Source organism: Salsuginibacillus kocurii DSM 18087, assembly GCF_000377705.1.
In the GTDB taxonomy this organism is placed as follows: Bacteria; Bacillota; Bacilli; order Bacillales; family Marinococcaceae; genus Salsuginibacillus; species Salsuginibacillus kocurii.
This window is the reverse complement of record NZ_KB898628.1, coordinates 124,498-150,615: the sequence shown is the minus strand read 5'-3', so window position 1 is coordinate 150,615 and position 26,118 is coordinate 124,498. Positions and strand designations below refer to the sequence as shown.

At 42.8% G+C, this 26,118-nt stretch carries 29 protein-coding genes; 4 read left to right on the top strand and 25 right to left on the bottom strand.

Features of this window, described 5'->3' with window-relative positions; all coding sequences use genetic code 11:
- Window positions 1-2: 2 nt before the first annotated feature.
- The 18 genes from xseB to D469_RS0112910 all read right to left on the bottom strand — a co-directional run bounded on the left by xseB (window position 3) and on the right by D469_RS0112910 (window position 12,688).
- The gene (xseB, locus tag D469_RS0113000; RefSeq protein WP_018923829.1) at window positions 3-251 is read right to left on the bottom strand and encodes an exodeoxyribonuclease VII small subunit; all 249 of its coding nucleotides are present in this window, start codon (window positions 249-251) and stop codon (window positions 3-5) included.
- On the bottom strand, window positions 241-1,638 hold the full coding sequence (gene xseA, locus D469_RS0112995; RefSeq protein ID WP_018923828.1) for an exodeoxyribonuclease VII large subunit: 1,398 nt from the start codon (window positions 1,636-1,638) through the stop codon (window positions 241-243). Before xseA ends, xseB begins: the two co-directional genes overlap by 11 nt.
- Before the next feature lies 1 nt (window position 1,639).
- On the bottom strand, window positions 1,640-2,500 hold the full coding sequence (folD, locus tag D469_RS0112990; protein ID WP_018923827.1) for a bifunctional methylenetetrahydrofolate dehydrogenase/methenyltetrahydrofolate cyclohydrolase FolD: 861 nt from the start codon (window positions 2,498-2,500) through the stop codon (window positions 1,640-1,642).
- The gene (nusB, locus tag D469_RS0112985) at window positions 2,475-2,912 is read right to left on the bottom strand and encodes a transcription antitermination factor NusB (RefSeq protein ID WP_018923826.1); all 438 of its coding nucleotides are present in this window, start codon (window positions 2,910-2,912) and stop codon (window positions 2,475-2,477) included. Before nusB ends, folD begins: the two co-directional genes overlap by 26 nt.
- 230 nt (window positions 2,913-3,142) lie before the next feature.
- Window positions 3,143-3,544 carry an Asp23/Gls24 family envelope stress response protein gene (locus D469_RS0112980; protein WP_018923825.1) on the bottom strand — a complete coding sequence of 134 codons (402 nt, stop codon included), beginning with the start codon at window positions 3,542-3,544 and terminating at the stop codon, window positions 3,143-3,145.
- A gap of 46 nt (window positions 3,545-3,590) precedes the next feature.
- Entirely contained in the window at window positions 3,591-3,950 is a 360-nt protein-coding gene (locus D469_RS0112975) for a hypothetical protein (RefSeq protein ID WP_018923824.1), read from the bottom strand.
- Between the two features lie 290 nt (window positions 3,951-4,240).
- Window positions 4,241-4,912 carry a SpoIIIAH-like family protein gene (locus D469_RS0112970; protein WP_018923823.1) on the bottom strand — a complete coding sequence of 224 codons (672 nt, stop codon included), beginning with the start codon at window positions 4,910-4,912 and terminating at the stop codon, window positions 4,241-4,243.
- Complete coding sequence (spoIIIAG, locus tag D469_RS20320) at window positions 4,912-5,565, bottom strand: stage III sporulation protein AG (protein ID WP_018923822.1); 654 nt, start codon at window positions 5,563-5,565, stop codon at window positions 4,912-4,914. Before spoIIIAG ends, D469_RS0112970 begins: the two co-directional genes overlap by 1 nt.
- A gap of 1 nt (window position 5,566) precedes the next feature.
- Complete coding sequence (gene spoIIIAF, locus D469_RS0112960) at window positions 5,567-6,163, bottom strand: stage III sporulation protein AF (protein WP_018923821.1); 597 nt, start codon at window positions 6,161-6,163, stop codon at window positions 5,567-5,569.
- Between the two features lie 13 nt (window positions 6,164-6,176).
- Window positions 6,177-7,361, bottom strand: coding sequence for a stage III sporulation protein AE (gene spoIIIAE, locus D469_RS0112955; protein ID WP_018923820.1), 1,185 nt, complete (start codon window positions 7,359-7,361; stop codon window positions 6,177-6,179).
- A gap of 12 nt (window positions 7,362-7,373) precedes the next feature.
- Window positions 7,374-7,772 (bottom strand): stage III sporulation protein AD, encoded by a 399-nt coding sequence (gene spoIIIAD, locus D469_RS0112950; protein WP_018923819.1) that lies wholly within the window; start codon window positions 7,770-7,772, stop codon window positions 7,374-7,376.
- A gap of 3 nt (window positions 7,773-7,775) precedes the next feature.
- Window positions 7,776-7,985, bottom strand: a complete 210-nt coding sequence (gene spoIIIAC / locus D469_RS0112945; RefSeq protein ID WP_018923818.1) for a stage III sporulation protein AC — start codon at window positions 7,983-7,985, stop codon at window positions 7,776-7,778.
- A gap of 26 nt (window positions 7,986-8,011) precedes the next feature.
- Window positions 8,012-8,524, bottom strand: coding sequence for a stage III sporulation protein SpoIIIAB (gene spoIIIAB, locus D469_RS0112940; protein WP_018923817.1), 513 nt, complete (start codon window positions 8,522-8,524; stop codon window positions 8,012-8,014).
- Entirely contained in the window at window positions 8,521-9,468 is a 948-nt protein-coding gene (gene spoIIIAA / locus D469_RS20315) for a stage III sporulation protein AA (RefSeq protein ID WP_156816993.1), read from the bottom strand. Before spoIIIAA ends, spoIIIAB begins: the two co-directional genes overlap by 4 nt.
- 578 nt (window positions 9,469-10,046) lie before the next feature.
- Window positions 10,047-10,604 (bottom strand): elongation factor P, encoded by a 558-nt coding sequence (gene efp / locus D469_RS0112925; RefSeq protein ID WP_018923814.1) that lies wholly within the window; start codon window positions 10,602-10,604, stop codon window positions 10,047-10,049.
- A 44-nt stretch (window positions 10,605-10,648) separates the two neighbouring features.
- Window positions 10,649-11,710, bottom strand: coding sequence for a M24 family metallopeptidase (locus D469_RS0112920; protein WP_018923813.1), 1,062 nt, complete (start codon window positions 11,708-11,710; stop codon window positions 10,649-10,651).
- Between the two features lie 10 nt (window positions 11,711-11,720).
- Window positions 11,721-12,143, bottom strand: a complete 423-nt coding sequence (gene aroQ / locus D469_RS0112915) for a type II 3-dehydroquinate dehydratase (protein WP_018923812.1) — start codon at window positions 12,141-12,143, stop codon at window positions 11,721-11,723.
- 74 nt (window positions 12,144-12,217) lie between these two features.
- Window positions 12,218-12,688 carry a YqhR family membrane protein gene (locus D469_RS0112910; RefSeq protein ID WP_018923811.1) on the bottom strand — a complete coding sequence of 157 codons (471 nt, stop codon included), beginning with the start codon at window positions 12,686-12,688 and terminating at the stop codon, window positions 12,218-12,220.
- A 586-nt stretch (window positions 12,689-13,274) separates the two neighbouring features.
- Between D469_RS0112910 and D469_RS0112905 the strand changes: the two genes are divergently transcribed.
- Both D469_RS0112905 and D469_RS0112900 read left to right on the top strand, forming a co-directional pair.
- On the top strand, window positions 13,275-13,682 hold the full coding sequence (locus D469_RS0112905) for a hypothetical protein (protein ID WP_018923810.1): 408 nt from the start codon (window positions 13,275-13,277) through the stop codon (window positions 13,680-13,682).
- A 55-nt stretch (window positions 13,683-13,737) separates the two neighbouring features.
- A complete protein-coding gene (locus D469_RS0112900; RefSeq protein WP_018923809.1) occupies window positions 13,738-14,562 on the top strand; it encodes a phosphatase PAP2 family protein in 825 nt (274 codons plus the stop codon).
- Between the two features lies 1 nt (window position 14,563).
- Here the strand turns inward: D469_RS0112900 and D469_RS0112895 are convergent, their stop codons facing one another.
- From D469_RS0112895 to D469_RS0112885, 3 genes are all read right to left on the bottom strand, one after another.
- Window positions 14,564-15,457, bottom strand: a complete 894-nt coding sequence (locus tag D469_RS0112895) for a patatin-like phospholipase family protein (RefSeq protein ID WP_018923808.1) — start codon at window positions 15,455-15,457, stop codon at window positions 14,564-14,566.
- A 251-nt stretch (window positions 15,458-15,708) separates the two neighbouring features.
- Window positions 15,709-16,128 carry a transcriptional regulator MntR gene (gene mntR, locus D469_RS0112890; protein WP_018923807.1) on the bottom strand — a complete coding sequence of 140 codons (420 nt, stop codon included), beginning with the start codon at window positions 16,126-16,128 and terminating at the stop codon, window positions 15,709-15,711.
- A 200-nt stretch (window positions 16,129-16,328) separates the two neighbouring features.
- On the bottom strand, window positions 16,329-18,899 hold the full coding sequence (locus tag D469_RS0112885) for a vitamin B12-dependent ribonucleotide reductase (protein WP_018923806.1): 2,571 nt from the start codon (window positions 18,897-18,899) through the stop codon (window positions 16,329-16,331).
- A gap of 411 nt (window positions 18,900-19,310) precedes the next feature.
- On the opposite strand from D469_RS0112885, the gene dat reads away from it, so the two are divergent.
- Window positions 19,311-20,153, top strand: coding sequence for a D-amino-acid transaminase (gene dat, locus D469_RS0112880; protein WP_018923805.1), 843 nt, complete (start codon window positions 19,311-19,313; stop codon window positions 20,151-20,153).
- A gap of 3 nt (window positions 20,154-20,156) precedes the next feature.
- On the opposite strand, the gene D469_RS0112875 is transcribed toward dat, so the two are convergent.
- Entirely contained in the window at window positions 20,157-20,993 is an 837-nt protein-coding gene (locus tag D469_RS0112875; protein ID WP_018923804.1) for a lipoate--protein ligase family protein, read from the bottom strand.
- Between the two features lie 297 nt (window positions 20,994-21,290).
- On the opposite strand from D469_RS0112875, the gene D469_RS0112870 reads away from it, so the two are divergent.
- A complete protein-coding gene (locus D469_RS0112870) occupies window positions 21,291-21,680 on the top strand; it encodes a rhodanese-like domain-containing protein (protein ID WP_018923803.1) in 390 nt (129 codons plus the stop codon).
- 193 nt (window positions 21,681-21,873) lie between these two features.
- Here the strand turns inward: D469_RS0112870 and gcvPB are convergent, their stop codons facing one another.
- From gcvPB to gcvT, 3 genes are read right to left on the bottom strand one after another with little or no spacing between them, the layout of a single operon-like run.
- On the bottom strand, window positions 21,874-23,361 hold the full coding sequence (gene gcvPB, locus D469_RS0112865) for an aminomethyl-transferring glycine dehydrogenase subunit GcvPB (RefSeq protein ID WP_018923802.1): 1,488 nt from the start codon (window positions 23,359-23,361) through the stop codon (window positions 21,874-21,876).
- Entirely contained in the window at window positions 23,358-24,710 is a 1,353-nt protein-coding gene (gcvPA, locus tag D469_RS0112860) for an aminomethyl-transferring glycine dehydrogenase subunit GcvPA (RefSeq protein WP_018923801.1), read from the bottom strand. Before gcvPA ends, gcvPB begins: the two co-directional genes overlap by 4 nt.
- Before the next feature lie 17 nt (window positions 24,711-24,727).
- Window positions 24,728-25,834 carry a glycine cleavage system aminomethyltransferase GcvT gene (gcvT, locus tag D469_RS0112855; RefSeq protein ID WP_018923800.1) on the bottom strand — a complete coding sequence of 369 codons (1,107 nt, stop codon included), beginning with the start codon at window positions 25,832-25,834 and terminating at the stop codon, window positions 24,728-24,730.
- Window positions 25,835-26,118 lie beyond the last annotated feature (284 nt).

Sequence of the window (26,118 nt, the reverse complement as noted above, 5' to 3'; positions counted from 1 at the left end):
TTTTAAACCTCCGAATTATCGATCGTTAACGGTTCAACTTCCCCATCTTCATTTAAAATTTGGTCCATTTGTTTTTCCACTCGTTCTAATTTATCATTGCACAATTTGGTAAGCTCCATCCCGTTTTGATAAAGCGTGATTGCTTTTTCGAGAGGAACATCACCTGTTTCTAATTGCTTGACGAGCTGTTCCAATTCTTCCATCGCTTCTTCAAATGACTTTTCTTCTCGGTTTTCCTGCTCACTCATCATCTATTTCCTCCTTTGTGGACTGCACGTGGGCAAAAGGATTAGTTTCTTCAACTGCTTGAATAGATGTTTTTATCTGTCCATCAGCGACTAATAACTGTACTTCCTCACCCGTTGTTACTTCATTAACACTGCGTACAGCCCGTCCATTTTGTTTTAGGCCCACGCTAAATCCTCGTTTCAATACGTGGAGAGGGTTAAGAATTTCAAGCTGTTGAATATTAGTTGTCAAGCGCGCTGCTGAACGTTCGAAAGCATGCTGCATTTCTTTTTGAAGTCTTTCTTTTTCTCGTTCAACTTTAAGGCGTCCTTCCTGAACCTTTTCAGTCGGACGCACCCGATGTAAGCGCTCGGTCAGTTGTTTATATTCTGTTTTAGCCTGTTGAAGTTCTGTGGAAATTCCCCGGTTTAATGAATCAATAAAACGATCGAGCTCTTGTTCCTTTTGTTGCAGTAAATGGGCTGGATATTTAAAGGCATACGACCTTTGTAAGTGTTGAAGTTTTGCTTTTTTCTGTTCCTTGCTGTGAAAGAGCTGCTGGCTGAGCCGGCGCTGATATTCACCGACTTTGTTCTTCAATTCTATAATGTCTGGAACAGCTACTTCAGCAGCAGCAGTCGGAGTAGCAGCACGAACATCAGCTACAAAGTCGGTAATCGTTACATCCGTCTCGTGGCCGACTGCAGAAATGATGGGAATGTGACTCGCTGCCACAGCCCGGGCTACTGCTTCATCATTGAAGCTCCATAATTCTTCAATCGAACCGCCGCCGCGGCCGACAATAGCTACATCAAATCCTTGCATCGCATTGATTCGTTCGAGCGCGTGCAAAATAGAGGGCACAGATTGATCACCTTGAACAGCTACCGGAAACAGTGTAATACCAGCCAACGGATAACGCCGCTTGATGGTCGTATAAATGTCACGAATTACAGCTCCGGTTTTTGAAGTCACCACAGCAATACGCGTCGGATAAGGTGGAAGAGGCTGTTTATGCTCTGGCGAGAATAACCCTTCTTCTTCCAATTTCTTTTTTAACTGCTCGTATGCTAAGTATAGCTGACCAATTCCGTCAGGTTCCATCATTTCTGCATATAACTGGTACTGCCCATATGGTTCATAGACGGAAACTCTTCCTTTGATCAATACATTCATGCCCGACTCAGGGCGGAATTTCAGATGCCGATTGTTTCCGGCAAACATAACTGCAGAAATTTTTGAATGCTGATCTTTAAGAGAAAAATACATGTGCCCGCGACTATGGTGCTTAAAGTTGGAAATCTCTCCACGAATATAAATCTCTCGAAACTCAGGGACTGCTTCTAAGGTAGATTTGATTTTCCTTGTTGCTTGGCTTACGGAAAGATAGCGGTCGTGTACACCTTCCATGCTATTTTTGCTCCTGTAAAGTCCATTCCAGTGATTGGACTGTATTGTATAGAAGCATTGTAATTGTCATCGGCCCTACCCCGCGAGGAACTGGAGTAATCCAGCCAGCCTTCTCTTCAACTTTATTATACGCAACATCACCAACTAGCGAGCCATCTTCCACTCTATTGATACCCACATCAATCACGCAGGCACCCTCTTTTATGTATGTCTCGTCAACCATTTCTGGCCGGCCGACTGCCGCAATCACAATATCAGCCTGTTTCGTTACTTCTTTCATGTTTTTTGTTTTTGAGTGGCAAATGGTCACCGTCGCATCGCGGCTTAGCAGCAATTGCGCAATTGGTTTTCCGACAATGTTGCTTCGACCAATAATTACAGCATGTTTCCCTTGTATTGGGACCTCGTAAGCATCAAGCATCTGCATAATTCCATTTGGAGTGCACGGAAGAAATGTTTGCTGTCCCGTCATCAAACGCCCGGTGCTGATCGGATGAAATCCATCAACGTCTTTTTCTGGTTTGATTTGTTCAATCACTTTCATTTCGGACATATGATGCGGGAGTGGCAATTGAACTAAAATCCCATGAATTTGATCATCATGATTATATTGGTTAACCGCTTCTAAAAGCTCATCTTCACTGGCATCTTCAGATAGGGGATGAAGCACAGAATGCATGCCGATTTTTTCACAAGCTTTCTGTTTTCCGCGTACATAGCTGTGCGAGGCAGGATCATCTCCCACAATAATCACAGCCAGACCCGGTGTAATCCCTTTTTCCTCTTTTAACGTTGATACCTGTACAGCAAGGGTTTCACGCATCTCATTTGCCAATTCACGACCGTTCATGATTTTCGTCATCTGTAGCGCCCTCCACTTCCACTTTACACTCGTTTAAAATAGCAGATAAAATACCATTGGCAAAGCGAGCAGATTCCTGCCCTCCAAAAGCTTTTGCCGCTTCGATTGCTTCGTTCACACTGACATGAAGGGGGATATCCTCTCGGTAAAGCATTTCATAGACAGCGTTTCGAAGAACAGCTCGGTCCACATTGCCTAGACGGTCCAATGTCCAGTGGTCCATATGCTTCTCAAGACGTTCGTCAATTACGGCAAGGTTTTCAATTACTCCATGGACGAGTTCCACTAAAAAATCGTCTTGTTCTTCATCATCTTCTAATACATTTTTAATTGCCATATTTGGATCCGTCTCAATCAAGTCCACTTGAAATAAGGCTTGAATTGCTCGAAGCCTGGCTAATCTTCGGTTCATCTCTTCTTCTCCTTTTATGCAAATGATTCTGGGCAGATTATGTTTCAGTCCCTTTGCTTCTCCTTGCAGTTGATCCCTCATTGTGCTTAGGCCAACCCTTCAACAAATACAGGCCAATTCTCCCGCTATTAGTATTGCAACAGCCTTCTCCTACCTATTCTTTCGGAGCATTTCATGTATGAAGGCTCATTAAAGAATGCTTGAGAGAGGCTCTCTCAAGCATTCATCTCTTAATCTCTTTCTTCCTTCACCTCTTCGTCAGCTTCAAACTGAATACCTACAATATGAACATTAATGCTGTCCAACTGCACAGAAGTCATGGTTTGTAAAGTTTGTTCAACATTTTGTTGAATGTTTTTAGCTACTTGAGGCACTGACACTCCGTAATACAAAAGTACTGAAATATGAATTAAAACTCCATCTTCCCCAAGTTCAACCTTGATGCCTTTGCCGTGATTTTTTTTACCAAGCCTTTCCGCTACACCGCTTGCAAAATTCCCACGAAGCGCTGCCACCCCTTCTACTTCTGAGGCGGCCATTCCAGCAATCACTTCTATTACTTCCGGAGAGATCTCCACACGACCTAATTCATTATTTTGTTCTTCAATGTCAAATACATGCTGTTCGTTCAAATCTTCCACCTCCGTTTTAAGTAATCACACCTACAATCTGTATAAATTATTCGTTAGCTTCCTGGCTCGTTCCTGCTTCAGTCGGTTTCGAATCATTTTTATATTGGCGGAACACTGGATACTCAGATAAATTATCTGGAACTTTGCCGTCTTCTAACAAAATAATTTTAACGATATTTTTGTTACGCGCCATATGATACTTTTCCCCGTATTCATTTTCGTTCACGTATTTTTTTAAGCTCTGATAATCCTCTTCTTGAATGGAGACAGCAAACTTTTCCTCATCCTCAGTTACCTCTTCTTCAAAACCAACTTCAAATTCAACAATTTGAATGTTATCGTTTTTTAAATTTCGAGTTTGTTCGAGAACCGCTTTAGCTCCCTCGGTTAAATCATTCCATTCCATGCATGTTCTCTCCTTCATCACTATGTCCATTCAGTAGTATGTGCAAATGGAGCAAAGATAGATTCCTTTGCTATTGTATCATGTTTCACTTGCTCTAAACTACTCCCCATTCAGCAGAGAAAAAACAAAAGAAAAACCATAAGCAAAAAAACTTTATCCTTCTAAGTCTCCCCCTCTTTCTTGCCTCGCGCCTGCGCGCATGTCACACAACAAGTAAAAACCCCGATCTGTAAAGATAGACCGGGGGCTAGCCGTATAAGGTGATTCTGTTTTACTATGGCCAGTGCAGATTATGGCTGATGATACCCAACAGCTACTTCTTTTCCGCCAAGCTCTTCAAAGGCAAGCTGGTGTAATTCTGCTGCTTCTTCTGAATCAAGGTCTGCAGCTTCTACTAAAATTCGAACTTGATCATTTTCAGAAAGAACTAATGCGTCTGAATAGCCTTTCGATTGAATTAACATTTCTAATTGATCTTCTTTTTCCCGCACTTGCTGCAACTCTTCCTTACCTTCATGCGCTTCATTTTTTGTTTGCACGGACTCATCTGAAGAAGCAATGGTTTCGCGTAACCGTTCTTGCTCCCTGCTTCGCATCTCTTCTCGCTCTAAGCGCATAGCTGTAAACCATTCATCTTGAGAGACTTCTTCGCTTTCTTCTTGAACCTCTTCTTCAGGATCAAATGGCTCCTCAATTTCTTCTTCTGGCAATAATGGATCTTCTGTTTCTTCATCACCTGGCAACTCGTCCTCTTCAATGATCAGCTCTTCATCTTCAATTTCATCAATAGAGACCGCTGCTTCAGGGTGTTCTTCTAACCACTCTTCCCACGCTTGCTCTTCTGGTTCGCTCTCTTCATCGCTCGTTTGTTCAGCTTGAGGGGCCGTCATATAATACACCCCTAGTACCACTAGTAAACTGATCATTGTCATTAACCAAATCGTCTGTTTTCGAATAACCATTAATCTTCCCCTCCTTCAGATTTAGGCAATACTGATACACGATGAGCAGGTACATCAAGAACACGAGTAACAGCTTCCATTACCCATTCTTTCTTTTTTAACTGTTCTACTCCATTGGCTGTGACTAATACGCCTGTTACCTGTGGTCTATCAGTTCGTACTAAAATGGGACGTTCCTCCTCACCACTTCGCTTCATCACAATTTGTTCTTCTGCAGTTCCTTCCTCCAACTCTCTAGAACCGCCTTCATGGTCTGTTTCTTCCGTATGTTGATGTCTTGCGTTGCGATCCTTTTCGAACACTCGCTCTTCACTTGAGGCGACTGTTACAAACACATCTACATCAGAAACGCCTGAAATTTGATTTAAGTGGGTTCGCAAAGCTTGTTCGTATATTTCTTCATAATCCTTAGATTCTTGCTTAGACTCTTCCGCAAGCACTGGAGATGTCTCTTCATTATCGGGCTCTGGAGGAGGCAGAGAATTTTCTTGTTCTGGAGGAGGTTCATTGCTTGTCGAGATCAACATTAATATAACCCCTACAATCAATATCGCTCCTGCATAATAAAACCTGGCATTTCGATGACCTATGCGTTCTTTAAACCAAGTTGACAATCGATGAAAAAAACGATCCTCACCTGGCGGACCTGCCATATCAATCGCCTCCTTCCCATACCAAATGAAGTGCTTCTTCTTCCATCCCCCAAGCGCCAGCTATCATCTTTCGAACCTCACTTTCATGATCTGACACTTCTTCAAATGCAATACCATCACGATTAGCTACTTGAACATCCACAGGTTCAATGCTCTCTGTATGAGATGTTTCTTCGGAGTTTGAACGCAGCCATACTGTTAGTTCTCCTTTCTCTTCAAATTCATCCACATCAATTTGATGGATTGTTAACCCAAATGTTGACTCAAGAGGCTCTTCTACGTCGAGAAGTAATTCACGGGTCATCTGCTCAGAAATATATGCATCATGATGAGCTTGTATATCTGTTTTCTTATCTTCGATCATTTCTTCCATATTTCTGTCTTCTAAAGAACCTTCCATCACCCGCATCCAATGGTCGACAGATACATCTGTTTGCGTCAGATCAAAAATAGGCTGAAGGAGTAGCAACATTAAAATTAAAGAAATAGACAACTCTGCATACCGTTTCAAATTGGATTGAGGCATTAATAAATCAATCAAGGTAATGAGCATAATAAAAACAATCAAAGACGTAATCCATGCCGTTAAATAAGCCATTCGATTATTAATTTCACCTCATCATTAATGCGACATTACCTGATGCGATAATCATCGTGAGTGACAAAAAGAACATAAGACAAACGACACTTAGTGCTGCAAACATGTACAATACGGTACGGCCTAACAAGCTGAGACTTTCAAGCATAGGACCTGCTCCTAACGGCTGTAAAACTGCAGCAGATACATAAAATATTAGCGATAGCACCAGTAGCTTAATGGCAGGAAAAGCACAAATAACAAAGAGGAGAACTAAACCAGCCATCCCAATTGTATTTTTAACGAGTACAGAGGCCCCCAGTACAGTATCAGTTGCGTCTGTAAACATCCTTCCAACCACAGGTACAAAGTTTCCGGCCACATATTTTGCGGTCCGTACTGCGATGCCATCTGTAGCTGCAGCAGTAGCTCCCTGCACCGAAATAACACCGAGAAACACAGAAAGAAATAACCCTAAAAACCCTAGCGCTACGTTACGCATAAGCCCTGCGAGCTTTGTTAACTGAAATCTATCATTCATAAAACTAATCACACTCAATATGGCAGAGAGAAAAAGAAGCGGAAGAACCACATTTTGGATCAGTAAACCGCTCGTGTTTACTAAAAATACAATCAGTGGATGAAACAAAGCAGCCGATGCTACCGCCCCAGTTGAAGCAAGCAATGCTAATAATAACGGCAGTAGAGCCATCATAAAGTGGACCATATTACTAACAGCTTCCTGGGTATATTCCATTGCAATATAAAAACTGTTGATGGCAAGTAAAAACAAAACAATATAAGTCACGCTGTAAGCAACACGACTAATAGCTGGCCGTTCAAAGGTATTTTGTAAGGCTTGAAGCATTGTGCTAAAGACAGCTAGCAGAATAAAAGTTCCTAATAGCTTCAAACTGGCCGTCCATTCGTGCAAAAAAAACTGAACAGCTCCTTGCAGCCAGTGATTAAGGCCTGAACCATCTTCATCTTCTAGCCATTCACTGAATGAACGTTTATAACTTTCAGGAAGGAAAGGCCCATAAGACTGCCGTATGTCAGTCCACACTTCTTCAATTTCATTGGTATTCAAACTGTTAAACTGTTCTTCATAAAGCTGCTCGGGTTCATGCACTTCTTCTGGTGTCTCATTTGCATACCCCTCGTCTTGAACGAACATCCATAGTGCAATAAACGACAACAACCAAAAGATTTGCTTCATCCTTTTTCCTCCCTACGCTCCGGGAAGCAGTGAGAGCACTGTTTCAAGCAATGTCCTAAATATCGGTATCGCCATGACGAAAATAAGAACCTTTCCTGCCAACTCGATCTTTGCGGCAATCGTCCCTTCATCAGCATCTCTGGCTAACTGAGCTCCAAATTCCGCTACATAAGCAATTCCGATAATCTTAAGCATGGTCTCTAAATAAACAGGTTCTATGTTTGCATGATTTGCTAGATCATCGAGCATCGTTAACGCAGCCTCAATGTAATCCATTAAAAAAAAGAACAACATAGCACCAACAAATAACGTAAGCAGAAATGCAAAAGCTGGCTGTTGTTCTTTGATGAGTAAAGCTAAAAACGTAGCGACCAGGCCGAACCCTACCATTTGCAACAAATCGAGTGTCACGGATTATCCCCCAATATATAAGAAGACAGAGCGTATTCTTTGAAACAAATCATCCACGATAGTTGCTACCATGTACAACACGACAACAAAGCCGATCAACGTAACCCAATGCGCCCAGTCTTCTTTTCCCATTTGTTTTAAAACGGTATGAATCATCGCCACGATTATCCCAATACCGGCAATCTGAAAAATCGCATCTACATCATATGCCACCTTTTTCTCCCCCTCTTGCACCTCGATTAAATCAGCAGGAGCACCAGGAGCAGACCAGTCAATAAACCGAGAGACCGAAAAAGCTTTTCAAATCGCTTAAGTTCATCCCGAGCCTCTGCTTCCTCCCGCTCTAAATGCGTTAAAGCAAGCATAATTTGTTTTTTTTGCTCCGTTCGTCCATAAACTCCTAGTGTTTGCCCAAACTGAGTCAGAATTTCCTTTTCACTTTTTTTCAGCGAGGTGCGAGTCCACAATTCGTTTAGTGCTTCTTCCCAGGCCCTCTCTGCTTGATAGCCTCCTTGCTTTAAGCGGTTTGAAAAATCCGATATAAAGGTGGAAAGAGGTGGGTCACACTGCGCGGCCAATTTGTCACAGGCTTCATCAATTGGTGTTAAGCCAAACGTAACTTCAGCCTCTAATGCTTGAAGAAATGTTTTTAATTGTCTAATTTGTTGAGGTCTTTGTTTAAGTCGATTACTCCATTCCCAGCCCGCCCAAGTTGTAGCTACTAAGACAATACTTGCCCCGAACCAATTCATATCGAAATGACACCAAGCTGCTGAGAATGGTCATAAATGCTGACTTGTCGTCTGTTACGGGGAGTGGAGAGAAATAAAATACGATCAAACACTTTGTCATTAAATAAAGAACGCATAACCGGCCGTTTTTTCACATCACTGAAAGAGGAGCCATGTACTGAACAAAAAACGCTTACTCCCGCCATTGTTGCTTCATTTAATGCTTCCGCATCTTCAGCCCGCCCTATTTCATCGACAACAAGGACATCAGGGTTCATAGACCTGATCATCATCATCATGCCTTCGGCTTTCGGACAGCGGTCTAATACATCAATTCTCCGTCCTAAATCAAAGCTGGGTACACCGTCAATAGAGGCCGCCAGCTCAGAGCGCTCATCAACTATGACTGTACGTTTAGGGGAGATATTCAATGAATTAGAGCCGGTCGAGGCCATACGAGCTAATTCACGAAGCAGTGTCGTTTTTCCACTGCCTGGAGAACCTACGATCACGGTTTGCATCCAGCGTTGATTGTATAGATAGGGATATAATTTGCTGGTATCCAATTCGACGTGCTTTGCAATACGAATGTTAAACGAGCTTATATCCTGAAGGGTTTGGACTTGTCCATCGACTATTCTTGCCTTTCCTGAAAGGCCTACTCGGTGCCCTCCGGCTATCGTTAGAAAACCTTGGCGAATTTCTTCTTCATATGCATAGACAGAATAGCGGCTTAATTGATTAAGGAGATGGTTGGCATCTGTACGATTAAACAAATACAACCCCTTTGGCTCTCTTCCTCCTAATAATCTTGAGGATTCGTGTGATACACATTCGATAGGCTGTCCTACTCGCAATCTGATTTCTTCCAGACCTGATGTATCCATTAGCTGTTCGGAGAGAACGGTCTGTATGGGTGGAGGGAGTAGATCAAACCATGAAACTTGGTTCAAAGCTTGTTCCACTCGAATCACTCCTCTCTACACATCTTTCTATAACCTGGAATTATCTTATGTAGCAGAAGGCATAGATAGAACTAAGGGTGATTGGCTCTATCCTTTATACGAAATAGCTGAAAAAAATGGAGTGGAAAAATTGCGTTCTTATGAGGGAGTGGGGCTGCTGAAAAACTGGTTATCGTTTAAGAACCAGGTTATCTTTATACTATAACCTGTATAACGGGATTGGTGAGCCAGCGCAAGCTCGCTTTCCGTTGAGAAGTCGGGATTTCGCTTCGAGCTTTGCTCGGCAGGTCTTGCCCTGACTTCCTTTTCGGAGCTTGCTCCAGTCTCAGCGACTATTTTTCACTATAAGGTGCATCGTATAACGAGGAGTGTAAATATTGATAAATAAATATTGATAAATTAACTTTTTCAGCCGACTCAAAAGGAGCGCCTGCCCTGAACCCAGAGGACGTAACCTATGAAGGCTTGCGGAAAGAGAGGCCACCGAAGAAATGTCAACACTTCTTTGTCACAAAACCAATATAAAAATAGACCGCCCTCTCTAGAGGACAGTCTATTTTCTGTTGAGCTTCCTACAATTACGCCCGCGAAACATATTCTCCTTTGCGGGTGTCAATAACTAAAACATCGCCTTCATTAACAAAGAAAGGAACTTGAACAGTGTATCCTGTTTCAAGTGTAGCTGGCTTAGACCCTCCTGAAGCAGTATCTCCTTTGATGCCTGGTTCAGTTTCTGTCACTTCCAACTCTACCGTGTTAGGTGTTTCAACCCCTAAGGTTTCATTTCCATACGAAATGATTTCTACTTCCATATTTTCTTTTAAGAAGTTGAGTTCGTGTTCAATTTGAGCAGACGTTAATTCCATTTGCTCAAATGATTCGGTATTCATAAATGTATGCGTATCCCCGCTTGAATACAGATACTGCATGCGGTTTTTTTCAATATGAGCACGGTTTACTTTTTCTCCAGCTCTAAACGTTTTTTCTTGGATGTTACCAGTGCGCATACTGCGAAGTTTAGAACGAACAAAAGCTGCACCTTTTCCTGGTTTCACATGTTGGAAGTCTACAACTTGCCAAATATCATTATCTACTTCAATAGTAAGTCCTGTTTTAAAGTCGTTTACAGAAATCATTTTCTTCTATACCACCTTTGGTCAGAATGTTGTTTTAACTAGGGTTAAAGAATTAAAAGCTCTTTAGTAGAATGAGTTAAGCGCTTATTTCCATTTTCAGTGATGACTGCATCATCTTCAATCCGTGTGCCGCCAAGCCCAGCTACGTAAATACCTGGTTCAACCGTTACTACCATGCCAGGTTCTAGCATTTGTTCTCCTTTAGGGGAAAGGCGCGGAGCCTCGTGTACTTCCATCCCTAAGCCATGACCAAGCCCATGGCCAAAATATTCGCCAAACCCGGCTGCTTTAATATGGTCCCTCGCTACGGCATCCGCTTCAACGCCACTCATGTTTGGACCTAAGTGCTGCATTGCTTTCTCCTGAGCTTCATGTACAGTGTCATAAATTTTCTTCAGTTCTTGTGCCGGTTCCCCTACAGCTACCGTCCGGGTCATGTCGGAGCAATATCCTTTATAATAGGCCCCAAAGTCCATAGTGACAAGCTCGCCTTTTTGAATTTCTTTCGTACTGGCTACACCATGTGGATACGCACTTCTCTCTCCCGATGCAACAATGATATCAAAAGAAGAACAAGCGGCGCCTTGCTTACGCATGAAAAATTCGAGTTCATTCGCTACATCGACTTCTTTAACACCTGGTTGAATAAAAGACGTAATATGGTCAAATGTCAAATCCACAATCTTAGCCGCTTCTTCAATAATGCTCAGCTCTGCTGGCGTTTTGTAAAGACGTAACGATTCAACCAAACCTGAGACCGGTTCGAGTGTAGCTTCAATATATTTATCAAATTGTTCAAACTGCGCATATGTAACATGACTTTTTTCAAATCCAACTGTCTGCAAGCCCCGTTTTTTGACTTGCTCAGCAATTTCTTCAGCCATTGATCGTTCTTGTTTAATAATTGTAAAGTCAGGGCTTTGCTTCTCTGCTTGTTCTACATATCGAAAATCCGTAATAAACAGAGCATCTTGTTCGGTGATCAAAAGAGCTCCCGCTGTGCCTGTAAAACCAGATACATACTCTCGGTTAACTGCACTTTCAATGATGATAGAACTCACATCACTCTGCGCTAACTTTTTTTGCAGTCGTTGTAGTTGAGTCATAGATATCCCCCTATACAAAAGCTCTCAAGCCAAGTTCATATCCCATTTTGCCAAAACCTACAATTTGACCAGTTGTAACAGGAGCCAATACTGAAGTGTGTCGAAACTCTTCACGCGCATGAATGTTTGAAATATGTACTTCTACCACGGGGATTTGAATGGAAGCAATCGCATCTCGAATCGCATAGCTGTAATGAGTAAAAGCCCCGGGGTTACATACGATCCCATCGTACTTCTCATCTGCTTCATGAATCCGGTCGATCAGTACACCTTCGTGATTTGATTGAAAGAAGTCAGCTTTAATCCCTAATGCTTCAGCCCTTTGATGTACGTATTTCTCCAAATCGACGATAGAAAAATTACCGTACACTTCTGGTTCCCTCAAGCCTAGTCGGTTTAAATTCGGTCCGTTAACTACTAAAATACTCTTCATTTTGTCACCATGCTTTAAACAATAATGTTCTTCCAAAACCTATCGTACCATAGGCTAGATAAAAATAACAGTTGTCAACGGCTCTGGTCCTGCTTTCGAATCGCCCATTCATAGGCCATAGAGTAATTAATAAATATCCCATAGATTAAAAAGAGCGACAAACTTGTAACTATAGTTGTCGGCTGCAAGGCTGCCACGGGCTTAATTTCAGGAAACCAGGCATTCAACCATAGGAAAAACACTGACCAAAGAACAAAACCCACAATGAGACCAGGCCATACCTCAATTACTTTTCTCGTTGTAAAATAGGCTAGTACGATAAGCAAAAAAGAAGCAATAATAAAATATACGACGGTCAAAAAAGGGACAATCTCGTCATTAAAAAATGTAGCCCGAACTGGCAAAATACTGCTTGGGCTTACATCAACAAACAAGAAAAAATTTGCAATCCACCACATACAATACAACATCACTCCTGCAAAAATAGCAGTTACAATCATATAGCCAACTAGTGGCAATTCGTTTGCTTTCGTGTTCTCACTCATAAATCATCCCTCCTTATACCTACTATGGCTTGCCTCGCTCGCACTTATCCAAGTAATTTATAAACCTGCAATGAACAGGTGTAAAAACTTGATGGATCGGGAATGTTACAATTAACCAAACTATTTTGCAGCAGAATTTTTCAAACGATCTCAGGCTAGAGTGAACTGGAAGGATGGTGTAGAATAGAGAGAGGAGAACTACTGCCTCCGTCATTTTCCCATTCATCCTGGAGCACTTCTTAACTGACATACCCACACCGTTTAACCACATCAGCCATAACATACCACCACGACTAGTTAAACGAGATGATTAAGGTTACACCACAAAAATGACACCCCCGGGACAAGCATAAAAACATTCATGGTTGCCTTTAGTCAATTGGTCAATGGAGTCAGTTAAAGTATAAGAAAAGAGAATAAATTTTGTAAGTTTTGGGCTTCATACCTATAATCATTTCATTTTAGTGTCTTTTAGCCACTACTCCCCGTTCAGAGTAGTAACAGTCTTTAAGGCATCACCAAAGCAACTCATCACGTTGAAAACTGCACGTGCACGTGACGGTTAAAACAATTGGAGGTGACTATTATGTCCCGGCTTGTTCGTCAGCCTGTGCTTTTTTTAATTTTTGGTCTTGCAATTCTTGGACTGGGTCATCAACTTTTGAATAATCCAGTTGGTCTGCTCCTTTCACTTGCTATTGGCGCTGCTATTGCAGTTGGCTTGTATTTCTTATTCACCCGCGTAATTATGAAGCGCTTTTCTGGCCATTACGGGGGAGGAGGCATGTCTGCTCAGTCTAAAGGTGCTCCCTCGTCATCACCTAAATCTCAACAAGTTTTCAAAAAATCTATGCAGCAACAGCAGCCGGCTGCCCGCCAATCCCAACCACAAAAACGAAAAGCTCAACGAAGCGCCGCAAGACGTAAAGAAGATCCTAACTTGCGTGTGATCGAAGGGAAAAAGAATAAAAAAAAGAACCGGGCGCTGTTCTAGATCCGGCGCCGGGTTCTTTTTTTAATGGGGACCGTTGTTTATAAGGGGGGAGGTTATGTTTTACATTCGTATTGAACCTATACTCTCGACCATCCAGCATCCAATTCTAGATTGGTATACGGCCACTACTGCCTTTCTTGGTGATGAGTGGTTTTATCTTCTAATGATTCCGCTCATTTTTTGGGCTATTGACAAAGAAATTGGATTCCGTTTACTTTTTATTTATTTTTTATCAGTTTACTTAAATTTATTTATAAATGGCCTACCGTCTTTAGGTGGGGGAGCCAGTAATTATTTGCTCTCACCGAACCCAATGGTACAGGCGGCCGTAACGTTTTGGGCATTTTTATTACCTGAAATCGGCAAAAAAGGCTTTTCTGCAATTGCTCTATTTGCTATGTTTTCTGTATCATTTACTGCCTATTACAGTGTAGGGGTAGAATTCTTCTCCATTGTTAGCGCTTGGGCATTAGGTGGATTTATCGTCTATGCAACCTACCGTTCTATGGACTGGACGGGAGGCATGCCAGATGTGTATAAATTAGCCTTTTCCTTTGTATTTCCATCCTCTCTTCTCTTACTCTTTCCAAACGGAGCCATTTATGCTGGTCTCCTGCTGGGAATAAGTACAGGTTACGTTTTCGAACAGATTAAAACCCGGATGCTCATTTCGTCCCACCCGGGAAGAAGGTTGCTAGCAGGCGTAGTCGGATTAGTAGGGATGTTTATTTTTTACTATGCAGGCACATGGCTAGTGGACTCTGTAATTACTCAATTTCTACATTCAGCATTTACTGGTCTCTGGATTACATTTTTCGCCCCATTCTTGTTTATGCAGTTAGGTGTGTTTGAACAAGAGGGCAGACCATGGGTCAATTAAATTAAGGCCAAAGGCCATCCTTTAGAAACTCTGAAGTAGCATGTTTTCCAGATTCAATTAATTCCTCGTATCGCTTTTGAGCTTCGCTAAACGAAGTAGCACTTATTTCATCTGCTGAAATAAAAACAATATTTTGAGCATCTTTTTTAGAGATATAACGCAGATCATGGGCTTTCCTCATGGTCGAAAACATCGATCGATAAAAATCAACTGCATTTCGGATCTTCGGGGAATGACCATTGTCGATATCATGGCTAAGCTGGAACCCTAACACTGGGCGTTCTAGCTTTTTTTTGTTTTTAGACTTAAACAACCACATCGGAAAATTGCTTAAAATGCCTCCATCTACGACTAGAGCCTGTTTTTCTTTCGGACAGCCAATGCGAACCGGCTCATAAAAATATGGCAATGCACAACTCATTCGTACTGCTTTTGCTACGGAAAAGCGATTTTTATCTTCGTTATAACGTTCAAGATCATCAGGTAAAATGATAAAACGATTATTACTAACATCAGAAGCCACCAATCTCAACGAGCCTGGCTCCATGTCGGCAAATGTCCTCACACCTTTTGCCGCAAGTTTTTCTTCTACCCACTTTTCTAACTGATCTCCTTTATATAGCCCTAGGTAAAAATATACACTAAGCCAGCTCAGCACATTGCAGGAGCTGCCCGGCCATTTTCGGTCTTTAAATTGCTCTAAATCAACCTTTTCCAGCATTAATTTTATTTCTGCACTACTGTAGCCAGCGTGAATTAAACTAGCGAACAATGCACCAGCACTCGTGCCGGCAAGGCGTTCGAAAACGTACCCTCTATCCTCCATTGCTTTTAAAGCTCCGATAAAGGCAATCGCTTTCGCTCCACCACCAGCAAATACACCATCGATATTCACTTTCTTCCCTCCTCCTCTAGCTATCATATGCAACAGCCCGGAAGAAGGTCTTTCATTAATTGAGGTTTTTCTTTGATTTCTTAAAGTGAGTTCGTAAAGACTTGAGGTCACCTGTTTTACGTAATATTTTCATGAAAATTCGTAACATTCCAGACGATTTACACACATTCTACTGTTTCAAAGCTAGCCGATGTCGCTCTGGTCACTCATTTAAGATAACCAAAAAAAGACACTCCCTCGGAGTATCTTCTTTATTCTTCATTTTTTTCTTGTACTACACGCAACTCATCAATTCGCTGTTCCTTTTCTCTAAAGTACTGCACTAAATCACCAATTCGATCAATTGCATCCCAGCTTAAATGATGTTCAATTCCTTCTACATCACGGTAAATGTTTTCATCATCCACCCCAACGATATACAAGAAATCTTCCAGCAGTTCATGACGGTACACAAGACGTTTGCCTATTTTCTTCCCCTTAGGTGTTAATACGAGTCCACGGTACTTTTCATATATTAAGTACTCTTTTCGCCCTAATTTTTGTACCATTTTCGTAACGGACGAAGGGTGAACTTCCAATGTCTCAGCAATATCTGAAACCCGTGCGTATCCTTTTTCTTCTATGAGCTGGTATATTCGTTCTAAATAGTCTTCCATACTAGGTGTTGGCATGACTGAGTCCCCCTAAAGAGTACGGTTCGTAACCATGCTGCAATCTTATTGTACAAAATCTTTCAACCCCGAACAACGCCCTAATGAAATCTTATGTAAAGTTATTCAGGTTGGGCCTCTATAAAATATTTGGCTTTAACTTAAGAAATGAGGCAGCCTCCTACAGCTGCCTCACATTTTTGTACGGTGCATCCTACTCTTTAGATGCCGCACTTCAATTGAGCTCCGCAATTTGTACACGTATTGCAGCCGCCAATGTCCTGAACGTCACCTTCCCGACAAACCGGGCACGTGTCTCCAAGTTCATTACCGACATTTACTGTGGTTGAACGTAAATCTTTAATAGTGTCTACTAATACTACTTTTTGCTTGTCTTCTTCTTCAAACTGTTCCGGGTCGATTAACTCCGTTTGTTCGACTTCTTCTTCCTCTGCTTGCAGAGTTAAGACTTGAGCGTCGCGGCTGCCGTCTACATAAACCGTGCCACCTTTTGCTCCACCTTTATACAGGCGCTCGTAAACGCTTTGCACTTGCTCCACTGTATAACCACGCGGTGCGTTCACTGTTTTAGAAAGTGAACTGTCCACCCAGCGCTGAATCACACATTGAAGATCTGCATGTGCTTCTGGCTTAAGGTCCATAGCAGATACAAACCATTCCGGTAAATTATTCGGGTCGGCATCAGGGGTTCGGTCTAAATATTCCTGTACAATTTCGGCGTTCACTTCGATAAACTTTCCGAGGCGACCACTGCGGTAATATTTAAATGAGAAATACGGTTCAAGGCCGGTAGAAACCCCAACCATCGTACCTGTACTTCCAGTTGGTGCAACGGTTAGCAGGTGAGAATTACGAATGCCGTATTCTTGGATCCCTCGGCGAATGTCTTCAGGCATTTTTTCCATATAGCCTGTCTCGGTTAAACGTTCTCTAAGCACTGAGGTCTCTTCTTCGCTCTCTCCGATCAGATAAGGGAAGCTTCCTTTCTCTTTTGCCAGTTCAATACTGGTACGATAAGCCGTTTCAGCAATGGCAGCAAAAATTTCATCTACTAATTGATTCCCTTCCTCAGAACCGTAAGCTGTTTCGGTATAAATCAAGAGGTCATGAAGTCCCATTACTCCTAAACCGACACGTCGTTCTCCTTTTGCTTGCTTCGTGTTTTCCTCGAGGAAGTACGGTGTAGCATCAATAACATTATCTTGCATGCGTACCCCAGTAGCAACGGTTTGCTTAAGTTTGTCGTAATCTACGCGTTTTTCGTCTTTATCAGCCATTTCTGCCAAATTGACTGCTGCCAGGTTACAAACACTATATGGAGCAAGCGGCTGTTCTCCACACGGGTTAGTAGCAACTACTTTTTGGCCATAAGCTTGAGCGTTTGTTTGCCGGTTCGCATTATCAATGAAGAAAATCCCTGGCTCGGCCGAATAAGTCGCACATACATTAATTAATTGCCATAGTTCTTTTGCCTTAATGGTACGATACGTTTTGATACTGAACCCTTTAGCTTCCCATTCCCGTACATCGCCGACTTCATGCCATTCCTCGTTGTAGGCGGCCATTTCATCTTCATTGTAGGCTTCTACATTTGGAAAACGCAGTGCATAATCGCCATCTTCTTCTACTGCCTGCATAAACTCATCAGTTAAACAGACCGAAATATTTGCTCCAGATAAAAATTCGGATTGATGCACCGAGTACGTGCCGCCAGTGCGCAGCTTTTCTTCAGCATCGCGAATGACTTTATCATCAAATCCACCGCGTCCGGGCATGTGTTTATAATTTACAACTCCTTGATACATCGCTTCTTCTACTTCGGTAAGCGGGGTGAAATCAAGCTTTTCTTTAATTAAGCTGCAAATCTGTTCATCTTCAATTTGTTCGAGCAAATAACGAAGAATACGTGGGTTTTGCATTTTAGAAATGATAAATTCCAAAATGTCTGGATGCCAGTCAGCAAGCATTATCATTTGTGCGCCACGGCGAGAACCACCTTGTTCAACCAGGTGAGTTAATTTTGCAATATCATCCAGCCAAGAGACGCTTCCGGAAGATTTGCCATTCACACCCCGAGCCAGGGCATTTCGAGGCCGGAGCGTCGAACCATTGGTGCCTACTCCCCCGCCTCGGCTCATAATCTCCATAACTTGTTTGCGGTGCTCTGAAATTCCTTCTCTTGAGTCTTGTACAAACGGCATGACATAACAGTTAAAATACGTGACATCTGTGTTCGCTCCTGCGCCGTAGAGAACACGACCAGCCGGTACAAAATTCATGGTTACAAGTTCATGATAAAATGCTTCGTAGGCTTCTTGCCTTTTTGTCTCATCGACTTCGACAGCAGCTAGTCCAGTCGCATTTCGCTTAGCAATTTGTTCATAAAAAACTTCAAGCGGCTTTTCAATCGTATCAAGCGATCTGCGGACGATGCCCGTTTCTGCTTCTTCTCCTTGGAGGATGCCTCGGAACTCCTCATCCACAAGAACCTCTGCCCGATTAGCCTCATAATCCAACGCTTTGACCAGTCCGTATCCACGTGCCGGAAATTTAGGATCATCTTTTACAGTCAGGACGACGAAGTCTCCTGTAGTTAATGTTTTTTTCTCTGTGTCTTTGAAGGTGTAACGGTCCAGCATTACAAGCCGGGAAACACCAGCCTGGGTCGTATTCATATCTGATGTGATAGAATGTACTTGAGGAAAGTGTTTAATATCCTCGTTTAATTTGTCAATATTAACTGATTCGTGGGCAACAGCAAGCGTAGTCATCTGCCGTCCTCCTCTAATGATATAATTCATTTTACTTGTTCGTTTGTCATTTACATCTTCTACTTTCACTTTACCATAACCGTTAGAAACACTTCAATATATAGTGTGGCTAACTCTTTTGTTAACACCATATATTGTGAATATAGTTCTGTACCCGATTCAGCCATTCGTTATACATGTTTATAAATATAGAGGCATTAACCTGTTCTATAGAGTCGTTATTGACGCAAATGTTTACCTTCTGTCCCTTTTTAATTTGTGGGGAAACAACCATACTCGTTATAATAAGAAACAAATGACAGCATACAGGACGTTTAGTGAAGATACTAGACTTCTGTACATACTCCATCGTGCCATCATTTTTCTACCACGACCTTTTTTCAAAAACATAGTTATTAAGGAGGAACTACCATGCCTTATGTATTGGTCAACCAAGAGATTGTACCTGAAGAAGAAGCTTCCATATCAGTTTTAGACAGAAGTTACTTATTTGGCGACGGCGTGTATGAAGTGATTAGGATTTATAACGGCTTGCTTTTTGCAGCCCATGAGCATATGACCCGTTTAGCCCGAAGTGCAAATGAATTAGATATCCCCCTCCCTTATTCACAAGAGGAATGGGAAGACCTAAGCCGTGAACTTGTGCAGAAAAATAATATAACAGAAGGATACATTTATATTCAACTCAGCCGGGGACAAGGTGTACGTAATCATTTATATGAGCGTTATCAAGATGCTCTCGTCACCGCTTTTACAAGAGAGCTTCCAGCGAGCGGCCCATTCAACTCTCCTGTCACTGCTTTTGTTACACCGGATATTCGCTGGCTGCGTTGTGATATTAAAACAGTCAATCTATTAGGAAATGTAATGGCTAAGCGTAAAGCAGCAGACCATCATGCAGCAGAAGCGATTCAGCACCGCGATGGAATTATTACGGAAGGGTCCTCTGCCAATGTCTTTCTCGTAAAAGATAATGTGATTTATACCCACCCTGCCAACCATTATATCTTGAATGGAATCACCCGCCAGCTCGTCCTGAAGGTGGCAGAGCAGCTGGCGTTCTCCATTAAGCTAGAAGCTTTCACGACTGAAGACCTTCTCTCAGCCGATGAAGTATTTCTGACGAGCACCAGCCTTGAAGTAACGCCTGTGAAAAATGTAAGAGGCGATATATCTACTTCCTATGGTGATACACGAGTAGCTGATAGACTTCAAGAAGCCTTTAATAGAACAATTCCTGGCAGAATGGAGTAACTGTTATTTCCGGTAGGTCCATTCCTCATTTGCATAGCGATCTTTAGCCAGGTCGTAAACGAATTGTTCTTCTTCCGGCGTTAAGGTGTACGGCTTTAATTCAATATTCATCCCTTTTTCAAAGCCTTTTTTAAAAGCTGGACGTACGTCTTCCATGGGAACAGGGTGCCCTGCTAATTCCCGCAGTGAAACAGCTTTTTCTTTAAAGCCTTCCTGCATGCGGCGGCGTACACGCTCACTCGGATATTTAAACAAGTCAAACAGTTTCTCTTCATCTACATCTAAAATAATTGAACCGTGTTGAAGAATAACTCCTTTTTGCCTGGTCTGGGCACTGCCAGCAACTTTCCGGCCCTCAACCACTAGTTCATACCAAGAAGGGGCGTCAAAACAGACAGCAGAGCGAGGGTTTTTTAACGCCTGTTTCTCTTCATCCGTTCGAGGGATCGCAAACGAAGCATGGAAACCTAACTCGCGAAAACCTTGAAGAATGCCTTCAGAAATCACACGGTAAGCTTCTGTTACAGTAGCCGGCATTTCCGGGTGGGACTCTGGTACCACCACGCTGTACGTTAGTTCATTATCATGCAGGACACCCCGGCCGCCAGTTGGCCGCCGCACAAATCCAAAACCGTGCCGCTCTACAGCATCCAGGTCAATTTCTTTTTGTACTTTTTGAAAATAACCAATTGATAAAGTGGCAGGCTGCCAATCATAAAAGCGGACGACAGGCGGCATTTTCCCTTCGTTTTGCCAATGCAACAGCATTTCATCCAGTGCCATATTATAACTAGGGTCTGAATATCCCGTATCAATAAAATACCAAGTTTCTTTTTGCATAATTTCCCAGCTTTCGTCGAGGTTTATGTTCGCGTTAAGTTTATCAAACCGATGTAAAAAAGGAAAGTTGAGTGCATCTGGAAGATTTCTTTTGCTTAAAACGCTAAACACCCTTATAATACGACTTGGAAGTTTTATATAAAATAGCTAATTATCGGAGAGAGGGAGTGCTCTGCCACCGCAATAGAGCTGACTGCCTCCATGTAAACGTACATCTTCAGCTGTTTTGGATTATCTGCTAAGCATACCTTTAAATAGTAGAATAGATAGGGAATTATATAAAGGAGAGAGAGATAGATGGATTTATTTACACTTATTATGTGGGGAGTCCTCATTGGGTTTTTGCTTTTTGTACTCGGACGCCGTTACATGACACCAAAGTATCTAACAGAGTTGAATCAGGTAGATTTTAAGAAAGGCTACCGCAAAGCACAACTAATCGATGTGCGTGAACCACGCGAATATAATGGTGGCCATATTTTAGGTGCCCGGAACATTCCAATGTCGCAGTTAAAACAACGATTAAATGAAGTCAGGAAAGACCAACCCGTTTATTTATACTGTCAATCCGGGGCCCGAAGCCGACAAGCTGCCCGCATTCTTAAAAAGAAACACGGCCATGAAGATCTCTATCATTTGAATAAAGGTTTCAAAAAATGGACAGGCAAAATTAAAACCAAAAAATAAGACAGTTTTCTAATAGATGGTTGCTAATTACATGAGTTAACCTTCTTGGCTTCGAGAAAAAAACCTGGAGTCCGATAAAGAAAACTTGGCTCAGCCTAGCCTACGGAGTTGGCTGAGCCTTCGTTGCACGTATACTGTTTCCTTCTAACTATTTATACATTCTTACGGTGTAAGGAAAAGAACCAGCGAAGGCTTAAAGCCTTGCTGGTTCTTTTTCATGATCTGGATTTTCATATTTTAACACTGGCTTTCTGGCTGCAGTGGTTTCGTCTAATCGTGCCACCGGTGTAGTATGAGGTGCTTCTTGAACGATCTCCGGGTCTTTTTCTACTTCTTTGGCAATCGCAATCATCGCCTCAGCAAACGCATCTAACGTCTCTTTCGATTCAGTTTCCGTTGGCTCTATCATCATACATTCATCAACATTCATTGGAAAATAAATAGTCGGAGGATGATAGCCGTAGTCGAGGAGGCGTTTGGCAATATCGAGCGTACGAGCCCCTAATTTCTTCTGGCGCTTGCCTGAAAGGACAAACTCGTGCTTACAGTACCGCTCATACGGTGCCTCGTAATACGGCTCAAGTCTTTTCATCAGGTAGTTAGCGTTAATAACTGCCAGTTCAGAAACTCGTTTTAGTCCCTCAGCTCCCATCGTGCGGATGTAGCTGTAAGCCCGAACATTAATACCAAAGTTCCCGTAAAACGGCTTAATTCTTCCGATCGCTTGTGGTCGGTCATAATCCCAGGTATATCCATTTTCCGTTTTAGCTAAAAGCGGCTTCGGCAAAAATGGTACGAGATCCGCTTTTACACCGACTGGACCGCTTCCTGGTCCCCCTCCGCCGTGCGGGCCGGTAAAGGTTTTATGCAAGTTTAAGTGAACAACATCAAACCCCATGTCGCCGGGACGGGCTATACCTAGAATAGCATTAGAATTGGCACCGTCATAATAAAGCTTTCCGCCGGCTTCATGAATAATTTCAGCCATCTCGACAATATCTTCTTCAAATAACCCTAATGTATTCGGATTTGTGAGCATGAGAGCTGCAGTATCTTCTCCGGTTACTTCTTTTAAATGCTCAAGATCAACAAGTCCTCTTTCATCTGTTTTAACAGTAACCGTCTCAAATCCGGCCACAACAGCAGAGGCTGGGTTTGTGCCATGGGCAGAATCCGGCACAATGACTTTTGTTCGGTTGGTATCTCCATTCGCTTCATGATAAGCACGGATTAACATCAGCCCGGTCCATTCACCTTGTGCTCCTGCCGCTGATTGCAAGGTTACTTCTTCCATCCCAGTGATCTCCGCCAACGAGGTCTGCAGATCATACATTAACCGCATCGCCCCTTGTACTTGTTCTTCAGGCTGATAAGGGTGAATGTTGGTTAAACCGTCCAGTTTTGCCACTTCTTCATTTATCTTCGGATTATACTTCATCGTGCAAGAACCTAATGGATAAAACCCTGAATCCACCCCGTAATTGCGGGTGGATAAAGACGTATAATGGCGCATAAGCTGCAACTCAGAGACTTCCGGCAAGTCAGGCGCTTTTTCGCGAATGAATTCGGATGGAATCAACTCTGAGACAGGTGTTTCTTCCACATCAAGGTCAGGCAGCACACTCCCTCTTCGTCCCGGTGCGCTTTCTTCAAATATTAACGTGTGTTCTTGTTCTCTCATGAAAGGATCCCTCCGATCGCCTCAGCAAATGCATCAATTTCCTCTTTCGTTCGCATTTCTGTTACACAAACGAGCATTTCTTCATTCCGGGAAGCATCAATCTGACCAAGATCAAACCCGCCGATAAAGCCTTTCTCAAACAGCAACTCGTTCACTTTTTTCACCGGCTGCCCAAGCTCTACTACAAATTCGTGAAAAACTGGTCCTTCATAAGGGAGTTTGCAACCTGCTTCCTGAAGTTTACGCTTGGCGTAGTGTGCTTTTTGCAAGCTTTGATAAGCCATCTCCTTAACGCCTTGTTTTCCTAGAGCTGCCATGGCAACTGAAGAGGCTAACGCATTTAATGCCTGGTTAGAACAAATGTTAGACGTCGCTTTATCACGGCGAATATGCTGCTCTCTTGCTTGTAAGGTCAACACAAAGCCGCGGCGCCCATCTTCATCCACCGTCTGACCGACGAGGCGGCCCGGCACTTTCCGCATTAATTTTTTCGTAGTGGCAAAATAGCCACAATGAGGTCCACCATATTGAGCAGCAATCCCAAACGGCTGCGTGTCACCTACGACAATGTCAGCTCCGAATTCTCCAGGAGGGGTCAACATCCCCAGCGCAAGTGGATTACTTTTTACGATAAACATTGCTCCTGCTTGTTCAGCCTGCTCTTTTAACTGGCGAAGGTCTTCGATGGTGCCAAAAAAGTTCGGGTACTGGACAATGACAGCTGCTACTTCTTCGTTGAGCACTTGCTTTAACGCTTCCTCGTTTGTAGCACCGCTCGTAACTGCTACTTCTTCTACTGTTAATCCCGGACCTTTAGCTTGTGTTTTAACCACATCGCGTGCTTCCGGGTGCACCCCTGCAGAAATAAGCAGTTTCTGCCGTTTCATTTTATATTGGCCACAAGCCATAACAGCCGCTTCAGCCAAAGCCGTATGGCCGTCGTACATTGATGAATTAGCGATCTCCATGCCGGTGAGCTCACAAACCATAGTCTGGAATTCAAAAATCGCTTGGAGTTCACCTTGCGACATTTCTGGTTGGTACGGGGTATAAGCTGTATAAAATTCCGAACGAGAAGTAACATGGCTGACGACGGAAGGGATAAAATGATGATATACTCCCGCTCCTAAGAAAGACGGTGTCGTCTTCATGGTCGTGTTTTTAGCAGCTAGCTGTTCAAATTCTTTTACTAGCTCCATTTCTGTAAGAGCCGGCTGTAAATTAAGCGGCCGCTGTAACCGAATCGTGCCATTTACATCTTCAAACAACTCTTCTTTATTTTCCACACCGATTGTGGCCAACATGTCTTCCTGGTCGGCATCTGTCATTGGTAGATAGCGATAAGACAACTTCCTCTCTCCTTTACTTACATTCTTTTATAAAAAGGGGTTTTTCGAACGACTGCTTTTAAACGTTTCTTGCGGACTTGCACCCATAGGGGCTGTTCCAAATTTGTATGCTCAATGTCGACAAGCGCAAGTCCTACATTTTCTCCTAAAGTTGGGGACTGAGTGCCGGTCGTGACATGACCAATTTCATTACCTGCCTGATCATGCACAGAATAATCTGTGCGGGGAATGCCTTTATCCACCATTTGAATGCCTACTAATTTACGGGTTAGACCTTCTTCTTTTTGTTTTTTTAGTGCTTTTTGCCCCGTGAAAGCCGTGTCTTTATCTAGCTTCACAGCAAAGCCAAGTCCTGCTTCAAGCGGAGAAATCGTTTCAGTAATCTCCTGGCCATAAAGCGGCAGCCGCGCTTCAAATCGCAGCGTATCCCTTGCGCCCAGGCCGCATGGCACAAGACCTTCCCCCCGACCAGCTTCGAGAAGCGCCTCCCACAATTCATAAGCATCTTCCGCTGCACAATAAATTTCAAACCCATCTTCACCGGTATATCCAGTGCGAGAGATAAGGCCTTTAACATTTCCAAGTTTTACTTGCTGCCTAAAGCGGAAAAAGCGAATTTCGCTTAATTCAAGGTCAGCCAACTTTTGTACAATCCCTTCTGCAACTGGTCCCTGGACGGCAAGAAGTGCATAGTCGTCCGAAACATCCGTCACTTCCACGTCGTCTTCAGGCTGGATATGCTCTTTAATCCAGGCAATGTCTTTCTCTTGGTTCGCTGCATTTAAGACAAGAAAATAATCATTTTCAGCTAAGTGATAAATGAGCAGATCATCAACCGTGCCACCTTGTTTATTACACATTAAGGTGTATTGAGCCCGGTCTGGCGTTAATTTAGAAACATCGTTTGTCATTACGCGCTGCAATAGAGCTAAAGCATCCGGGCCTTTTACCCGTGCTTCGCCCATGTGGGAGACATCGAACAAACCTGCTTGATTACGGACAGCATAATGCTCTTCTTTAATACTAGAAAATTGCACAGGCATCTCCCAACCGCCAAAATCTACAGTCTTTGCTCCTTCTTTTTCATACGCCGGAAAAAGGGGAGTGTGCTTTCCCTTACTCATATTACCGCCTCCACCTTACTAAATTTCTTTTGCTCTTCATTCTTTTGGCTGTTTTCTAAACAGTGAGCCTTTGCATTCGCTCGAGGCAGATGCTTTCAGCCCTGGCACAAGAGCGCCATCACCTTTCACTTCTTAATCATATTCGACAAAAATAACAAAGATTGCGAAAACAGCCTTCCTTTTTAACCATAATCAACAACAAAAAAGGACAGAAACGCCCCTTTTTTGTTGCAGGGGGTCTCTGTCCTTCAACCAGAAAGTTTCTTCTCTTATCTGCCGATAAA